This window comes from Desulfovibrio sp. 6_1_46AFAA (genome assembly GCF_000224635.1).
GTDB classification, from domain to species: Bacteria; Desulfobacterota; Desulfovibrionia; order Desulfovibrionales; family Desulfovibrionaceae; genus Desulfovibrio; species Desulfovibrio fairfieldensis.
In genome coordinates, this window is record NZ_JH114304.1 from 238,933 (window position 1) to 253,533 (window position 14,601).

14 protein-coding genes are annotated in these 14,601 nt (G+C 64.5%); 2 read left to right on the forward strand and 12 right to left on the reverse strand.

Annotated features, from left to right (window positions below; genetic code table 11):
• Positions 1-824: 824 nt before the first annotated feature.
• The 10 genes from HMPREF1022_RS13720 to HMPREF1022_RS13760 all read right to left on the reverse strand — a co-directional run bounded on the left by HMPREF1022_RS13720 (position 825) and on the right by HMPREF1022_RS13760 (position 9,199).
• Positions 825-1,835 (reverse strand): ABC transporter ATP-binding protein, encoded by a 1,011-nt coding sequence (locus HMPREF1022_RS13720; protein WP_009303558.1) that lies wholly within the window; start codon positions 1,833-1,835, stop codon positions 825-827.
• A gap of 66 nt (positions 1,836-1,901) precedes the next feature.
• Entirely contained in the window at positions 1,902-2,528 is a 627-nt protein-coding gene (locus HMPREF1022_RS13725; RefSeq protein ID WP_232221620.1) for an MlaA family lipoprotein, read from the reverse strand.
• Positions 2,422-2,775, reverse strand: a complete 354-nt coding sequence (locus HMPREF1022_RS18960; RefSeq protein ID WP_009303560.1) for a hypothetical protein — start codon at positions 2,773-2,775, stop codon at positions 2,422-2,424. Before HMPREF1022_RS18960 ends, HMPREF1022_RS13725 begins: the two co-directional genes overlap by 107 nt.
• Positions 2,765-3,421 (reverse strand): MlaC/ttg2D family ABC transporter substrate-binding protein, encoded by a 657-nt coding sequence (locus tag HMPREF1022_RS13730; protein ID WP_009303561.1) that lies wholly within the window; start codon positions 3,419-3,421, stop codon positions 2,765-2,767. The genes HMPREF1022_RS18960 and HMPREF1022_RS13730 overlap by 11 nt, the downstream gene beginning before the upstream one ends.
• A 1-nt stretch (position 3,422) precedes the next feature.
• Positions 3,423-3,872, reverse strand: coding sequence for an outer membrane lipid asymmetry maintenance protein MlaD (gene mlaD / locus HMPREF1022_RS13735; RefSeq protein ID WP_008685324.1), 450 nt, complete (start codon positions 3,870-3,872; stop codon positions 3,423-3,425).
• A gap of 175 nt (positions 3,873-4,047) precedes the next feature.
• On the reverse strand, positions 4,048-4,863 hold the full coding sequence (locus tag HMPREF1022_RS13740; protein ID WP_009303562.1) for an ABC transporter ATP-binding protein: 816 nt from the start codon (positions 4,861-4,863) through the stop codon (positions 4,048-4,050).
• Positions 4,864-4,871: 8 nt separating this feature from the next.
• Positions 4,872-5,675 (reverse strand): MlaE family ABC transporter permease, encoded by an 804-nt coding sequence (locus tag HMPREF1022_RS13745; protein WP_008685327.1) that lies wholly within the window; start codon positions 5,673-5,675, stop codon positions 4,872-4,874.
• A gap of 8 nt (positions 5,676-5,683) precedes the next feature.
• Positions 5,684-6,535, reverse strand: a complete 852-nt coding sequence (locus HMPREF1022_RS13750; protein ID WP_009303563.1) for an SPOR domain-containing protein — start codon at positions 6,533-6,535, stop codon at positions 5,684-5,686.
• 39 nt (positions 6,536-6,574) lie between these two features.
• On the reverse strand, positions 6,575-8,230 hold the full coding sequence (gene argS / locus HMPREF1022_RS13755; RefSeq protein ID WP_009303564.1) for an arginine--tRNA ligase: 1,656 nt from the start codon (positions 8,228-8,230) through the stop codon (positions 6,575-6,577).
• A gap of 24 nt (positions 8,231-8,254) precedes the next feature.
• Positions 8,255-9,199: an ACP S-malonyltransferase gene (locus HMPREF1022_RS13760; RefSeq protein WP_035061837.1), complete on the reverse strand. Its 945-nt coding sequence runs from the start codon at positions 9,197-9,199 to the stop codon at positions 8,255-8,257.
• Positions 9,200-9,644: 445 nt separating this feature from the next.
• On the opposite strand from HMPREF1022_RS13760, the gene HMPREF1022_RS13765 reads away from it, so the two are divergent.
• Both HMPREF1022_RS13765 and HMPREF1022_RS13770 read left to right on the forward strand, forming a co-directional pair.
• Positions 9,645-10,382 carry a 16S rRNA (guanine(527)-N(7))-methyltransferase RsmG gene (locus tag HMPREF1022_RS13765; RefSeq protein WP_009303566.1) on the forward strand — a complete coding sequence of 246 codons (738 nt, stop codon included), beginning with the start codon at positions 9,645-9,647 and terminating at the stop codon, positions 10,380-10,382.
• The gene (locus HMPREF1022_RS13770; RefSeq protein WP_009303567.1) at positions 10,370-12,628 is read left to right on the forward strand and encodes an STT3 domain-containing protein; all 2,259 of its coding nucleotides are present in this window, start codon (positions 10,370-10,372) and stop codon (positions 12,626-12,628) included. The genes HMPREF1022_RS13765 and HMPREF1022_RS13770 overlap by 13 nt, the downstream gene beginning before the upstream one ends.
• A 76-nt stretch (positions 12,629-12,704) precedes the next feature.
• On the opposite strand, the gene HMPREF1022_RS13775 is transcribed toward HMPREF1022_RS13770, so the two are convergent.
• Positions 12,705-13,655: an energy transducer TonB gene (locus HMPREF1022_RS13775; protein WP_009303568.1), complete on the reverse strand. Its 951-nt coding sequence runs from the start codon at positions 13,653-13,655 to the stop codon at positions 12,705-12,707.
• Positions 13,652-14,467, reverse strand: coding sequence for a metal ABC transporter permease (locus tag HMPREF1022_RS13780; RefSeq protein WP_009303569.1), 816 nt, complete (start codon positions 14,465-14,467; stop codon positions 13,652-13,654). Before HMPREF1022_RS13780 ends, HMPREF1022_RS13775 begins: the two co-directional genes overlap by 4 nt.
• Positions 14,468-14,601: the final 134 nt, after the last annotated feature.

The following is a 14,601-nucleotide window of genomic DNA, read 5'->3' on the forward strand; positions in this document are numbered from 1 at the left end:
TCTCTCTCTCTCTCTCTCTCTCTCTCTCTCTCTCTCTCTCTCTCTCTCTCTCTCTCTCTCTCTGCGGCAATAGGCCAACGCCGGGCAGATCGGCGCGGCGGCGGTTCAGAAGCGAGGGATGGCCGGTGGTTTTTCTCATGACAACATTCCTTCATACGAAAAACGGCATGTGTTGTCGCTCAACCGTCCGGGTCAGAGCGCGATTTGTTGAGAAACCACTGGCTTGTCGCTTAGATTCTCTCTCCGCGCGACTGAGTCGCCGTCAAAGGAGAGATGAGATATGATTTAATTGCTATATCGGAGAAAATTAACGTATCTTTAGGGATATTATTTACAATATAACATTATATTGGGCGGGGATCCAATAATTGCTGAATATTACTAATATAGTTCTAATTTTCGAAGAAATACATACGATATATAAAATAATAATATTTATTTATGATAAATAGAGTAATAAAGCATTATTTTGCTTTATATAGTAATAAATTCAAAGGCACAGGCGACACCCGATGTCAGTTTGTGACGTGCCTGATCCGCGATCGTTGCCAAAGAGGCATGTCGGCCGGAAGGATGGCCCTTGGTTGGAATGCTTGATCTAGAATTTTACGGCGCTCAGTCCCTGGGCCAAGATGGTGAGGTCTCGGGCATACGGGTTCGGGGGGATTGTCACCGCGCTTGGCCGGGACGCTGTGAACCGCGCCCGGCGCTTTGGCCGAAGCCCGCGATTCCGGAACCGGTTTCAATTGAGGCGGTTTTTTTTTTCGGCGGGAAAGAACTTTGTTGAGCGGGAGCGGGCGACCTTTTAGGGCTCGTCGGCGGGCTCAGGCCGTGGCGTCGGCCAGCCAGCAGGCCACGGCATGCTGGCCCAGCACGAATGAGGGCGGCATGGCTTCGGCGCAACGGGGCATGGCCTCGGGGCAGCGGGGTTGAAAAGGGCAGCCCGGCGGCATGTTCTGGAGTGAGGGCACGCTGCCCGGAATGGTGGGCAGACGGCTGAGGCCCATGGAGCGGCGGCTGGGCGCGGAATGCATCAGTCCCCTGGTGTAGGGGTGGCGGGGATCGGCGAAAAGCTCGCGCGCCGGGGCGCGTTCCACGAGACGCCCGGCGTACATGACGCCTACCACGTCCGCCACTTCGGCCACCACGCCCAGATCGTGGGTGATCAGCAGCACGGCCATGCCGCGCTCGCGGCTCTGGTCCAGGATCAGGCGCAATATCTGGCCCTGAATTGTGGCGTCCAGGGCGGTGGTGGGTTCGTCGGCCAGCAGCAGTTCGGGGCGGCAGGCCAGAGCCATGGCGATCATCACCCGCTGGCGCATGCCGCCGGAAAGCTGGTGGGGGTAGTCGTCATAGCGGCTGTGCGGCGAGGGAATGCCCACGTCCGCGAAGAGGCGTTCCGCCTCCCGGCGGGCTTCGGCCCGGCCCATGCCCAGATGCAGGCGCAGGGGCTCGGCCACCTGTTCGCCCACGCGCAGCACGGGATTGAGCGAGGTCATGGGCTCCTGGAAGATCATGCCCACGCGGCGGCCCCGGATGCCGCGCAGCTCTTTTTCCGGCAGGCTGAGCAGGTCTTCGCCGCGCAGCAGCGCCCGGCCGCCGAGCACGGCAGTTTCCGGCGTGAGGCGCAGCACGGCGCGGGCCGTGAGACTTTTGCCGCAGCCGGATTCGCCCACCAGGCAGGTGATGGCCGCCGGGGGCAGCTCAAGATGCACGTCGCGCACGGCGGGCAGCAGATGTCCCTCAAAGGGGAAGTGCACGGAAAGGTCTTCCAGCCGGAGCAGGGGAGCGGCGTCAGGGGAGGCGCTGAAAAAATTTCTGGAGGGTGTCGCCATGAGTGTCTTTTATGCAACCGAGACGCGCTACGAAATTTGACGCCGCCAACGGGCAAATCCCGACGCTCAGTGTTTGACCTGGGAATTGCGGAAGTTAATATACGCCTCACGCATGGCGATATAGGGATCCACTGCGGCGCTGTTCAGGTCCTCATACAGCGGCAGCACGTCGCCCAAGGCGTTGAAACGCAGGGCCAGTTCCGAGCTGGTGGCCAGTTCCCAGGGGTAAACGTAGAAAAAGGGGTCCGTGAACAGGTCGCCCGCCCGGCCCACGGTGTCGCGCGCGGAACTGGGGCCGATAAAGGGCCAGACCACGTAAAAGCCGTGGCCGATGCCCCAGCGCCCGAGGGTCTGGCCGAAGTCTTCGCCCGAGGGGTCCACGGGCACAATGGTTTTCTTGCCCTTGGCCACGTCCGCGAAACCCAGGCTGGATGTGGTGTTGATGAAAAAGCGCCCGAACTCCACCCCGGCTTCCAGAAAACGGAACTGCAGGATATTGTTCACGAAACGCATGGGGAACAGCACATTGGAAAAAAAGTTCTTCAGGCCGCTGCGGAGCTGGTGGGGAGTTATGAAGACCCAGGCGTTATACGCGGGTCTGGCGATATGGAGATAAAAAAATGTCGTTGAAGCGGAACCAGAAGCGGTTCCAGGGCTCCAGGGGGTCCGAGATACTGTCCACCGGGGCCGTATCGTAGTCGTCCAGGCTGTCGGACTGCTGCATCTGGCCGTAGGGATGCACGGTAATGGCCCCCGGCGCCAGGGACGGGCTGTTGGCGTAAACCGTGGAGGGCGTGCGGGGCGGGTCCGCCGGAGCGGCCGAAACGGCCGCAGGGCAAGACCAGGCCAGAAGCAGGAGTAAACAGAGGGCCGGGCCGACGCGGCGGCCCGCCGGGAAGGGCAGGCCGCCAAAGCGGGATACGGACGTGTTATTGGGCATGTTGCTGGCGCACTTCCTGGGCTTTGGCCCGCACCCGCTCAATAAGCTGGTCCGGACTCGCGCTGTTCAGAATGTCCTGAAACTGGGTGCGGTAATTCTTTACCAAGCTGATATTTTCGATCAGCACGTCATAGACGCGCCAGCCGCCGTCCTTGGGCAGCATGCGATAGGCCACGGGCACTTTTTTGCCGTCCTTCATGGTGATGACGGTGCGCACTTCCGTGCGGTCGCCCGCGGCCGAGGAGAGCTCGCCCACATAGACGACCTGCTCGCCGTTGTAGCCGTCGATCTTGTTCACATAGGTGCTGATCAGCAGATCCGCAAAGGCGTCGCTGAACTGCTTTTGCTGCTGGGGCGTGAAAGAGCGCCAGCGCGCGCCCACCGTGCGGGAGGAAAATTCTCCGAAATCGAAGATATGCAGCACCTCGTCCTCAATCTGCTGGCGCAGGGGGCCGCGTGTTGCCGGATTGACGTAGTCGGGATTCTTGATGCTGGCGAGAATGCGATTGGTGGCTGTTTCCAGCGCCTGGCGGGCAGGCGAGGAGGGCGCGGGCGCAGCCTGGACCGCGACGGAGAAAGCGGCCAAGCCCAGAGCCAGGCCGCAGAACAGAATAAGAGCGCGTGAAAACGCGGGTATACGGGGCATATTACACACCTCCGAAGGCGTATTTACCGATCAGCGTTTCCAGATCCACCGGAGATTCCGTCTCCGTGATGGTGCCGCCGGGCGGGATCGTTTTTTCTGAACCGCCCCGCGAGAGGCTGACGTATTTGTCGCCGATCAGGCCGCTGGTTTTAATGGAAGCAATGCTGTCGTCGGAAAGACGCAGGTTTTTGTCCAGGCGCAGATGGACCACTGCCTGAGTGCGCAGGGGATCGGGGTCAAGGCTGATGGCCACCACCCGGCCCACGGGCACGCCCGCCAGCTCCACATCCGCGCCCACCCGCAGGCCCGAGGCGGAATCAAAGCGGGCGGAAAGCTCGAAGCCCTGATTGGCGAAGAATTCCATGCGGCCCAGTTTGATGGCCAGGTAGGCCACACAGATCAGGCCCAGCAGCACAAAGATGCCCACGGCGGTTTCACGGACGCTGTTCATGCGTTTTTCAGACTCCAGACTGCGGCATAACAGAACATGACATTTTTTTAGTATATCTGCCCGGCGGCAAAGTTTCAAGCCCACAGGACGCCGGGCGGTTCAACCAGATCCGTGGTTCAGCGCCTTTCAATGCCGCGACAGCCGCGTCTTCCGCAGGGTGGGGGCGAAGGGGCCGTCATGACGCCAGCCATTTGTCCAGGGCCGCCCGCACGACGGGATCAGCCGGTTGGTGCAGGGTCAGGCGCTGGTCCCCGGCCTCGCGGCTGAGGAATTGCCGCAGATAGGGATCCGGGCTGGCCTCCAGTTCGGTCAGGCTGCCCGCGAATACCGCGCCGCCGTCCCGCAGCACCAGCACGTAGTCGGCAATGGCGCGCAGGCTCGCCAGGTCGTGGCTGACCACCACCAGGGTCATTTCGGCGTACTGCTCGTGCATGGAGTGCAGCAGTTCGTCCATGCGGGCGGCGGTAATCGGGTCCAGGCCGGACGTGGGCTCATCGCAGAGCAGAATGCGCGGCTCGGCGATGATGGCCCTGGCCAGGCCCGCGCGCTTGCGCATGCCGCCGGAAAGCTGGTTGGGGTAAAAGTCGGCGAAGTCCTCCAGGCCCACCATGCGCAGCACGCGCAGGGCCGCCTCGCGGATCAGGGGCTTGGGCAGGCGCAGATGCTCGCTCAGGGGCAGGGCCACGTTCTGGGCCAGGGAGAGCGCGCCCAGCAGCGCGCCGTCCTGGAACAGCACGCCCATCTGGCGGCGCACGCGGCGGAATTCCGCGCGGTTCAGGGCGAAAAGATCCCGGCCGCCCAGATACACGCTGCCGGACAGCGGCCGCGAAAGGCCGATGATATGCCGCAGCAGGGTGGATTTGCCGCCGCCCGAGCCGCCCAGAATGACGGAAACCTTGCCCGCAGGCAGCACGGCGTTGATGTCGCGCAGCACCACGTGCTCGCCGTAGCCCACGCTCAGGTCGTGAAATTCAATGTCCCAAGCCTGCATACTTCCGCCTACAATAAGAATGATGTCAGCACATAGTCCGCGGCCAGGATCAGCACGCAGGAAATGACCACCGCCGAGGTGGTGGCGTTGCCCACGGCCTCGGGGCCGACGCTGTCGCGGCGGCGGTGGGTGTAGTAGCCCTGGTGGCAGCAGACAGTGGTGACCAGCAGGCCGAAAACAAGGGCTTTGACAAAGCCGCCGGATATGTCGGTCATGGTCACGGAACTGGCGATGCGGTAAAAATAGGCGCCCTCGTTGATGCCCAGCATGAGCACGCCGGTGAGATAGCCGCCGAGAATGCCGATGACGTCGAAAATGGCCGTGAGCAGGGGAAAGGAAATCAGCGCGGCTACCAGACGCGGGCTGACCAGATAGCCCAGGGAGTTGATGTCCATGACGTCCAGGGCGTCGATCTGGTCCGTGATGCGCATGACCCCGATTTCGGCGGCCATGGACGATCCCGCCCGCCCGGTGAGCATGATGGCCGTGAGCACCGGCCCCAGCTCGCGGATCAGGGTCAGGGACACGGCCGAGCCCAGCATGCCCACCGATCCGAACTGGATCAAGGTGTAATAGCCCTGCAGGCCCAGCACCATGCCGCAGAAGATGCCGATCAGCAGAATCACGAACAGCGATTTGTAGCCGATCACGTAGATCTGTTGCAGGCTGCGCGGAAAAATCCTGGCGCTGGTGAATATCTGGCCCAGCCCGGCCAGCATGAACAGGGTCATGCCGCCCACGGCGTCAATGCCGCGCAGGCAGGGACGGCCCAGAAGACGCAAAAAGCCCGGCTTGGCGCTGTGCCCGTCCACGGTCCGCCTCAGCGTCCGGTCTTCCGGCTCTTGCCGGAAACCGCTTTTTTGGAAGCCAGAATGGGCTTGCCCAGTTTCATACGTTGCAGCTCCTCGCGCAGATTGGCGGCATCCAGCTCCGTGCCGCGCAGATTGACCAGCACCAGCAGCACCTTGCCGCTCTTCTGCTGGCGGCTGCGCAGGCCTTTGCTTTCCAGGCGGGCGCGCAGCTTGTCCGCGTCGGCCTTGTCCTTGAACGCGGCCACCTGAAAACTGTAGTCGAACAAGGGTTCGGCCTGTGCCGCCTTGGGTTGCGCCGCCGGTGCGCGCTGGGTCTGGCGCGGGTCAGCCCGCTGGCTCTGAGGGGGCGAGGACGGCGCGGCGGCCGCTCCCGGCGCGGGCGTGGCCGGGTTGATGCCCCAGGCGGCCAGACCCGCGCCCTGCGGGCGGCTGAACGGAAAGGCTGACCCATCCTGTGGGGCGGCCTGCGGGGCTGCCTGGGGAGATTGTTGGGCTTGCGCCGCGTCGGCCGGGGAAGCCGGGGCTCCGGCTGTGCTCCCCGTCTGTTCCGGCTGCTCTGCCTGCTCCGGCTGAGCCGTCGGCGGGCTTTGCGCGCCTGGGGCGGCCAAGGCTGTTTGCGGCGCGGGTGCGGCGGGTTGCGCCTGCTCATCCCGGAGCATGCCGGTCATCTGCTCCACGCTTTTTTCCGGATTCTGGCCGCGTCCGACCATGAAACCCATGAAAAAGGCCCAGCCTACGGCGGCCACCAGCACCAGACCCAGCGCGGCAACGGCCACACCGGACAGACTGAAGGTAAAGCGGCGGGGCTTGCCGCCGGAAGAGGCGCTTTTCTGAAAACTTTTACGTAGGGGCTGGGGCATGCTTTTACCTGATATGCAACACGATTTGGACGGCATTCATTACATGGCCTCCGGCGCGCTGACGCCCAGCACGTCCAGGCCGTTGCGCAGCACCTGGGCCACGGCGCGCAACAGGGCCAGACGGGCCAGGGTGCGCGGCTGATCGTCGGCGAGCAGCACCTGATGTCTGGCGTAGTAGCTGTGCAGCAGGCCCGCCAGCTCGGTCAGATAGTGGCTCACGTGGTGGGCGGCCAGGGCCCGGGCCGCTGCGGCCAGCATGTCCTGGAACGCGGCGGCCTTGCGCAGCAGGGCCATGTCTTCGGGCGTGTCCAGGCCGGCCAGCATCTCTTCCGTGACGGTTTCCGGCAGGCCGACGCCGCGCTCTCCGGCGCGGCGCAGCACGGCGCAGATGCGGGCGTGGGCGTACTGTACGTAATAGACCGGGTTGTCCAGGCTGCGCTGCTTGGCCAGCTCCAGATCAAAATCCAGGGGGCTGTCGCTCTTGCGCGAGAGGAACATGAAACGCGCCGCGTCCGCGCCCACTTCGCGCAGCACGTCGGCCAGGGTTTCAAAGGTGCCCGCGCGGGTGGACATGCTCACGGGCTTGCCGTCCCGCAGCAGATTGACCAACTGGATCAGGACCACGTCGAAACTGTCGCGCGGCCTGCCCATGGCCGTAATGGCCGCGCGCATGCGCGGCACGTAGCCGTGGTGGTCCGCGCCCCAGATGTCGATGAGCCAGTCGTAGCCCCGTTCGAATTTGTCATGGTGGTAGGCGATGTCCGTGGCGAAATAGGTCAGGCTGCCGTCGGACTTTTTCAGCACGCGGTCCTTGTCGTCGCCCAGCTGTTCCGTGGCGAACCAGAAGGCGTTTTCCTTCTCATAAGTGTACCCGGACCGGCCCAGGGCGGTAAAGGCCGCGTCCACAGCGCCGCGCTCCACCAGGGTCTTTTCCGAAAACCAGCGCTGGTGCTCCACCCGGAACTCGTTGAGATCCGCCTTGATGCCCGCCAGGATCTCGTTCATGGCCCGCTGGTAACAGCACTCCTGACCCTCGGCTTCGGGCAGGTCCGGCAGATGGGGATCGTCCGCCAGCATCTCGCGCGCGATGTCGATGATGTACTCGCCCCGGTAGTAATCCTCGGGCCAGTCCACCGGACGCCCGGCCAGCTCCAGTACGCGCAGCCAGACCGAAAGGCCCAACAGGCGCATCTGGCGGCCCGCGTCGTTGATGTAATATTCCGTATCCACGGCATATCCGGCCTTGCGCAGCAGCCGGGCCAGGCTGTCGCCCACGGCCGCGCCCCGGCCGTGTCCCACATGCAGGGGGCCGGTGGGATTGGCCGAGACGTATTCCAGCAGCACCTTGCGGCCCGCGCCCGTGCCGCTCGCGCCGTAGGCTCCGCCCTCGGCCTCCACATCCAGCACCGTGCGCCGCCAGAACGCCTGGCTGAAGGTCACGTTGCAGAAGCCCGGTCCGGCGGCCTCGGCCTTTTCCAGGTCCGGACAGCGCTCCAGCAGCCGCGCCGCGAACTTCTGGGCCAGTTCGCGGGGATTGCACTTGGCTTCCTTGGCCAGCAGCATGGCCGCGTTGGTGGAGAGATCCCCGTGTTTGGGATCGCGCGGGGGCTCAATGACGGTTTTGACCGGCCAGGCCAGTCCTTCTTCTTCCAGAATGGCCGCGAGGGCCGTGCGCAGGGTGTCGGTGGCGCGCATATCTTTTCCGTATCCTTAAAAATATTACAGGCTGAATGCCGTGAGGCTTTCCAGAGTGCTGACCAGTTCCACGCGCAACGCGTCGCTCCCGACGGCGATGCCGTTCAGGCAGGGGGCGACCATCTTGCCCAGTACGGCCTTGGGGCCCAACTCCAGCCAGAAGCGCGCTCCGTTCGCGTATTGGTTGCGGACGGTTTCAATCCAGCGCACGGGCGAAACCATCTGCCGCAGCAGGCTTTCCCTGGCGCTTTCGCCGTCGTGCACGGCTTTGCCGTGCTGATTGCAGTAAACCGGAAAACGCGGCTTCCGCCAGACGGCCTTGCGCAGCAGGGGGGCCAGCTCTTTATTGGCCTCTTCCATCATGGGGCTGTGGAACGCGCCGCTGACCTTGAGTTCAATGCCGCGCCCCTTGCGCTCCTTGGCCTTTCGACAGGCCAGGGCCACGGCGGACTTGGCGCCGCTGACAACCAGCTGGGCCGGAGTGTTGTAATTGGCGGTGAGCAGCATTTCGCCGCTTTCGGCGGCGGCCTCGGCCACGATTTCCGCCACACGCGGCTCATCCAGCTTGAGCAGGGCGGCCATGCCTCCGTTGCCCTCCGGGTCGGCCTCGGCCATCAGGCGGCCGCGCAGGGCCGTGATTTCCAGCACGTTTTCCGGCGAGAGCACGCCCGCCGCCGCCAGGGCGCTGAACTCGCCCAGGCTGTGCCCGGCGGCCCCACAGGGGCTGACGCGCCCGGCCGCTTCCCGCCAGAGGTTGCAGTTGACCACGGTCAGGGCCGGTTGCAGGGCGCGGGTGTCGCTCATGGCGGCCTCGTCGTCCTCCCAGTAAATTTCGCGCAGGGGCAGGCCGCTGATGCGCTCGGCCTGCTTCCAGAGGTTCATGGCCTCGGACGAGGCCTCGGCCAGATCGCGGCCCATGCCGGGCTCCTGCGAGCCCTGGCCGGGAAAAAGCAGAACAGGTTGCGTCATAAGTACGTTCTCTCCAAAGGGCGTGTGAACTCAAGTGGTGCCGACGTCAAGACGACTAGGGCGTGTTGACGCTACATTCTTTTGCCCGCTGATTTTGTCGAACTTCGCCTTTTATTCCAGTCGAGTGCCAGAAGAGTACACTCCTTTCATAAAAGGCTTGTTCTCCTTGCCGGCAAACAAAATCCCGGTAGTGTCAACAGGCCCTGGAGCAGATTCGCGTTGAAATTGTGCCGATTTCAAAGCTGACGCTGCCTTCAGCCTATCGTTGCTGTCGTCAGCCGCTGATTTTTGCGTCTCCCCGCCTGTCGGCTCCGCCGTCGCGGGATGCGCATCGGGCTGTTGAATTGCTTTTTTTACGTTATCGGGGCGGGGCTTGCAAGTCCCGCTTGCCGGGGATATGACTGAAAGCCCGGCGCATCCGCCGGTGAATGCGGAGATGAGGATCATGCAAGAGCAGCAGACGGTGGACAGAAAGGAATTGGCCCGGCTCGCGGCGGCCACGGGCGCGGACGTACCCTCGGCGGCTCTGGAGCCGCTGGCCGTCTATCTGGAAATGTTGTGCCGGTGGAACGCGGCCATGAACCTGGTGGGCGCGCGCTCCTGGCAGGACATCCTGGCCCGCCTGGTGGCCGACAGCTTTCATCTGGCGTCCTTTCTGGAGGAACTGCCCCTGCCGGAAGAGCCCTTGAGCTGGGATCTGGGCTCCGGCGCGGGTTTGCCCGGCATTCCCCTGCGTATGGCCTGGACCAGGGGCGGCTATTATATGGTGGAAGTGCGCGAAAAGCGCGCCCTGTTTCTGTCCAGCGTCCTTGCCCGCCTGCAGTTGTCCGCCACCCATGTGTTTCGCGGTTCGGTGGAGCATTTTTTTCAGGGCCAGTATTATCAGGCGGACTGCATTGTGAGCCGGGCCTTCATGCCCTGGCCCGAATTGCTTGAGCTGACCCTGCCCCGGCTGCGGCCCGAGGGAGTGCTGGTCATCCTGGCGCTGACTCCCGCGCCCGAACGTCTGCCCGCGCCCTGGCGGCTGGCGGGCGTGCGCTCCTATGCGGCGGCGGGCAGCGGACGCTGGTTCTGGGCACTGAGCCCGTCGGGGGACATCTCCGGCGGGACTGGAAAAGCCGTTGAACCCGTATTGGCCGAGCGGACCGAACGGGCCGGGGAAGACGGGCCGTGCCTGGGGTAGGCGCGTCCGGCGCGCGGCAGGACGCGCCTCACTACTGGCTGCGGGGCCTGTTCTGGGGCCTGCTGACCTTGGGACTGGCTTTCGGCCTGCGCATGATGGAGTGGCCCTGCTGGCAGAATCCGGAATACCGCCTGGGCAGCGAATGGCTGCTGGCAACCCACGACGCCTACCATTGGGTGGCCGCCGCCGAGGGTTTCGGTCTGGGCGTGGGGCATCCCATGGCCGAGATGCTGCGGCTCATGGCCCAGACCCTGCATACCTATCCGGCCGCCGTGGCCTTCTGGTTCCCGGCGGTGCTGGCAAGCCTGGTGGCGGTGATCGTCTTCGCCTGGGTCTGGGCCCTGGGCAGCATGGAGGCGGGCGTGGCCGCCGGGCTGATCACCTCTCTGGCTCCCGGTTTTCTGGCCCGCACCCTGCTGGGCTATTATGATACCGACCTGGTGACCCTGTTTTTTCCGCTCCTGATGACCCTGGCTCCGGCCTGCTGGGCCATGCGCTACATGCTGTTGCCGCGGATGATCCTGCGGCGGCTGGCCCTGGGATCCGGCCTCAAGGCGGCGCAACGCCTCTGGGGCGAGCGCGGCGCGGATGAGGCGCACCTGGAGCGTCTGGGCAATCCCCTGCGCTGGCAGTGGGTGCTCTTGCTGGGCGCGTCGGGCGTCATTTCCTGGTGGACCCAGGAATGGCATTCGGTTTTTCCCTATCTGATCCGTTATAATGTGGTGTTGCTGGCCTTGATGGCCCTGATCATGGCCCCGCGCGGGCGGCGCGGCATTCTGCTGCTGGGCGGGCTGGCTTACGCCCTGCCCACCCTGGGCGGCCCGGCGGGCTTCGGTTTCAGCCTGATTCTGCTCCTGGCCGGGAACAAGGCCGGGCGCGGGCTGCGCCACCTGCTCTGCCGTCCCCTGGTCCTGGTCCTGCTCTGGCTGGGCGCGGCGGCCCTGCTGGTGCAGGGCGAAATCCTGACCACCCTGATCAATCATGCCAACGCCTATCTCAAGCACAGCGGCGACGTGAGAAGCACGGGCGAGGGCATGAGTCTGGTCTATCCCTCGGTGGCCCAGTCCATTATTGAAGTGCAGGATCTGAGCTTCGCGGCGCTCTTCCCCTATTTCCATCCCTGGATGGAAGCCGCCGTCGTTGGCCTGGCCGGTTTTGTCCTGGTGCTTTTCCGGCGGCCCGGCGCGCTTTTTCTGCTGCCCCTGGCGGCCTTGGGCCTGCTGAGCACCAAGCTGGGCGGCCGGATGGTCATGTTCGGCGCGCCGGTGGTGGCCGTGGGCCTGACCCTGCCCCTGTACTGGCTCTTGCAGCGCCTGCTGCGCGCCGATCTGCGCGGGGCCGTGGCGGGCGTGGCGACCTCCTGTATTCTGCTGGCCCTGCTGGTGGCTCCTTTCGCGGATATGATCCAGGCCATCTCCCAGGGACCCATAATCAACCGCCGCCACGCCGAGGCGCTGACCCGCGCCCGGACCATGACCCCCGAGGACGCCAAGCTCTGGCTCTGGTGGGACTGGGGCTATGCGGCCCACCATTTCGCGCGGCGCTCGACCATCGCGGACGGCGCGCAGCACGCCGGGCCTTCGCTCTACCTGCCCGCCGCGGTCTTTGCCACGGACAACGCGCGCTTCGCCCGGCAGCTGATCCGCTACACGGCCAAGATGGGCAACGAGCCGGGGAATGTCTTTGAGGGCCTGGACGGCCGGGCGGCCCAGGCCCTCATGGACAAACTGCGCTCGCCGGAGACCCCGCTGGTGGAAGCCAAGGGGCGGCTTTTTGTGGTGGTCAGCTTTGAAATGCTGCGCCTGGGCTTCTGGATCAGCAATTTCGGCAACTGGAATTTCGTGACCCGCCAGGGCGAGGGCGGCGCGCTGTCCATTGTGCCGCAGGCGCTGGCCTACCGCCTGGACACGGGCGAAGTACGTCTGGAGGGCAGCACCAGCACCATTTATCCTTCGTCGATCAGCGTGTTCGAGGAAACGGGTGTGACCCGCCGCAATTACGTGCAGGAATGGTTCGACGCCCACCCCAAGGCCACGCCCGAGGAGCAGAAGGAATTTCTGTCCGGGCGGCGGAACGTGAACTTCCTCTTTAATCGGGTCACGGACGAAAAACTGGCCGTGGATCAGGGCCTGTACAATTCGCTGATGGTCCAGCTGCTGGTGGGCGACCCGCAGGATCCGCGCTTCTCGCCCTACTTCAAGCTGGTTTACGACAATGTCTTTGCCCGGATTTACGAGGTGCTCTGAGGTCGTCCGGAAACTACTTTCGCGCGGAAGGCGCTTGACGCGGGCAGAGGGCGAAAGGACAAGCCGGAAACAGATCCTAGCGCAGGCGGAAGGCGAACGGCAGCAATACCAGGGTCCTCACCGGCCGTCCGTTTTTTTTGCCGGGGATAAAGCGCGTTTTGCGCGCGGCGCCGAGCGCAGCTTCCTCAAAGTAGCCTGACGGCTCGGCGGCATGGACGGCGCATTCCGTCGGGCGGCCCGTGCTGTCCACAATCAGGCGTACGACCACGCGGCCTTCAATCCTTTTCTTTTTGGCGTCCGGAGGATAGTCCGGTTTGACGGGCCGCAGCACGGACGGCAGATGGTCCAGTTGTCCCGGCATGTAAAGCCCGGAACCTCCGCTTCCGCCTGTGCCCGCGCTGCTGGCCGCCGTGTCGTGCCGCGTACCCGTCCCGGCGGAACCTGCCGGTACGGTCGCGGCTTGGCCGCCTGATGCCTGCGGCGTCAACGGCCCGGCGGGAGATGGCATCCGTTCCTGGGGGGGCGCTGTGGGCCTTTTTTCGTTTTTCCCGGCGGCCTTTCCGGGAGAGCGTGTTTTTGCGGGCGCAACCGGGTGCGGCGTATCCGCGCTTTTATGCGTCACTGCGTTTTTACCGGCGGCGGGTTCGGCCGCCGGAGCGGGCGGGGGACCGGGGTCTTGGACGGGTGCGGTGTCCGGCGCACCGCCTCTTGTGCCTCCCGGCAGTCCCGCGCCTGTTCCCGCAGGGCTCATGTCGCCGAGGGCGACCAGAGCAACCCGATAGACCGGTTCTTCTTTCTCCACCTGATATGCGGCGAAGGCCAGAATGCCGCCCAGCAGGCAGAAATGCAGGCAGCAGGAAAGCAGCCAGCCTTTCCAGACGCGGCCCGGACCGCGCGGCCGGGCGGGCGGGAACGCAAGCGCCGCGTTTCGCGTGCCCGGAACCGGCGCGGGTGCCTGATGTCCGTCCCAGACTGGGGGCAGGCCGTCCCGGCTGACTTGTGCCGCCTGGATTTCCCCGTGTTTCACACCGTTTTTCCGCGTTTTTTGGGAGAGAGCAGGATGGCGGCCAGCAGAAAAGCGGCGGCAGTCAGTACAATGGCCGCACCGGGCGGCACGGAGAAGTGGAAGGAGAACCAGAGCCCCGCCGCCGAAGCCGCCGCGCCCAGCAGGGCCGCCAGAATGAACATGCGGCGCAGGCTGTAGGTCAGTTGCAGGGCCGTGGCCGCCGGAGTGACGATAAGCGAGAAGATCAGCAGGCCGCCGATGGCCTTGAGGGCAAAGGCCACCACCAGCCCCATGAGAATCAGGCTGGCGTAGCGGATTTTACGGACCGGAATGCCGGAGGCCAGCGCCGCCTGCTTCTGGCCGATGATGGCCTGGATTTCTTTGAAAAATACAAAGATGAAGGCAAAGAGCAGCAAGGCCGTGCCGCCCATAAGCGCCAGATCAAGGCGGGTCACTGTGAGCAGGCTGCCCCAGATCAGGCTCAAGCCCTCGGTCCGCGCGCCGGGCAGCAAGCCAAGGGCCAGCATGGCCAGGCTCATGACCACGGAAAAGATCACGCCCATGGCCGTATCCAGACTGAAGCCGGGACGCTCGGCCAGCGGACCCACGGCTGAGGCCGCGCCCAGGCTGGCGGCCAGGCCTCCGGCCAGAGGCGGCAGGCCGAGCCAGAGGCCCAGCAGAGCTCCGGCAAAGGCCGCGTGGGATATGCACATGCCTACAAGGCTCATGCGCCAGAGCACCACAAAGACGCCTATGGCCCCGCACACGCCGCCGCCCAGCAGGGCCATGAGCAGGGCCCGTTGCAGGAATTCATAGCTCAGGAAGGATTCCAAAGCGCCTCCAACAGCAATCAACACTTCAAATGGGCTTAACGGCGAGTAATGCCGTCTCCGGCTGCTCGGGCAAGGATTTGCCTGAAAGCCTTGTGGAATATTTCAAACGTTACGTCGGCCGCATGCTTCGACTC

Bases quoted from the DNA above. Each gene is read 5' to 3' on its own strand.
- HMPREF1022_RS13720 (WP_009303558.1), bottom strand. From the start codon at position 1,835: ATGGCGACACCCTCCAGAAATTTTTTCAGCGCCTCCCCTGACGCCGCT.
- HMPREF1022_RS18960 (WP_009303560.1), bottom strand. From the start codon at position 2,775: ATGCCCAATAACACGTCCGTATCCCGCTTTGGCGGCCTGCCCTTCCCG.
- HMPREF1022_RS13730 (WP_009303561.1), bottom strand. From the start codon at position 3,421: ATGCCCCGTATACCCGCGTTTTCACGCGCTCTTATTCTGTTCTGCGGC.
- mlaD (WP_008685324.1), bottom strand. From the start codon at position 3,872: ATGAACAGCGTCCGTGAAACCGCCGTGGGCATCTTTGTGCTGCTGGGC.
- HMPREF1022_RS13740 (WP_009303562.1), bottom strand. From the start codon at position 4,863: ATGCAGGCTTGGGACATTGAATTTCACGACCTGAGCGTGGGCTACGGC.
- HMPREF1022_RS13750 (WP_009303563.1), bottom strand. From the start codon at position 6,535: ATGCCCCAGCCCCTACGTAAAAGTTTTCAGAAAAGCGCCTCTTCCGGC.
- argS (WP_009303564.1), bottom strand. From the start codon at position 8,230: ATGCGCGCCACCGACACCCTGCGCACGGCCCTCGCGGCCATTCTGGAA.
- HMPREF1022_RS13760 (WP_035061837.1), bottom strand. From the start codon at position 9,199: ATGACGCAACCTGTTCTGCTTTTTCCCGGCCAGGGCTCGCAGGAGCCC.
- HMPREF1022_RS13765 (WP_009303566.1), top strand. From the start codon at position 9,645: ATGCAAGAGCAGCAGACGGTGGACAGAAAGGAATTGGCCCGGCTCGCG.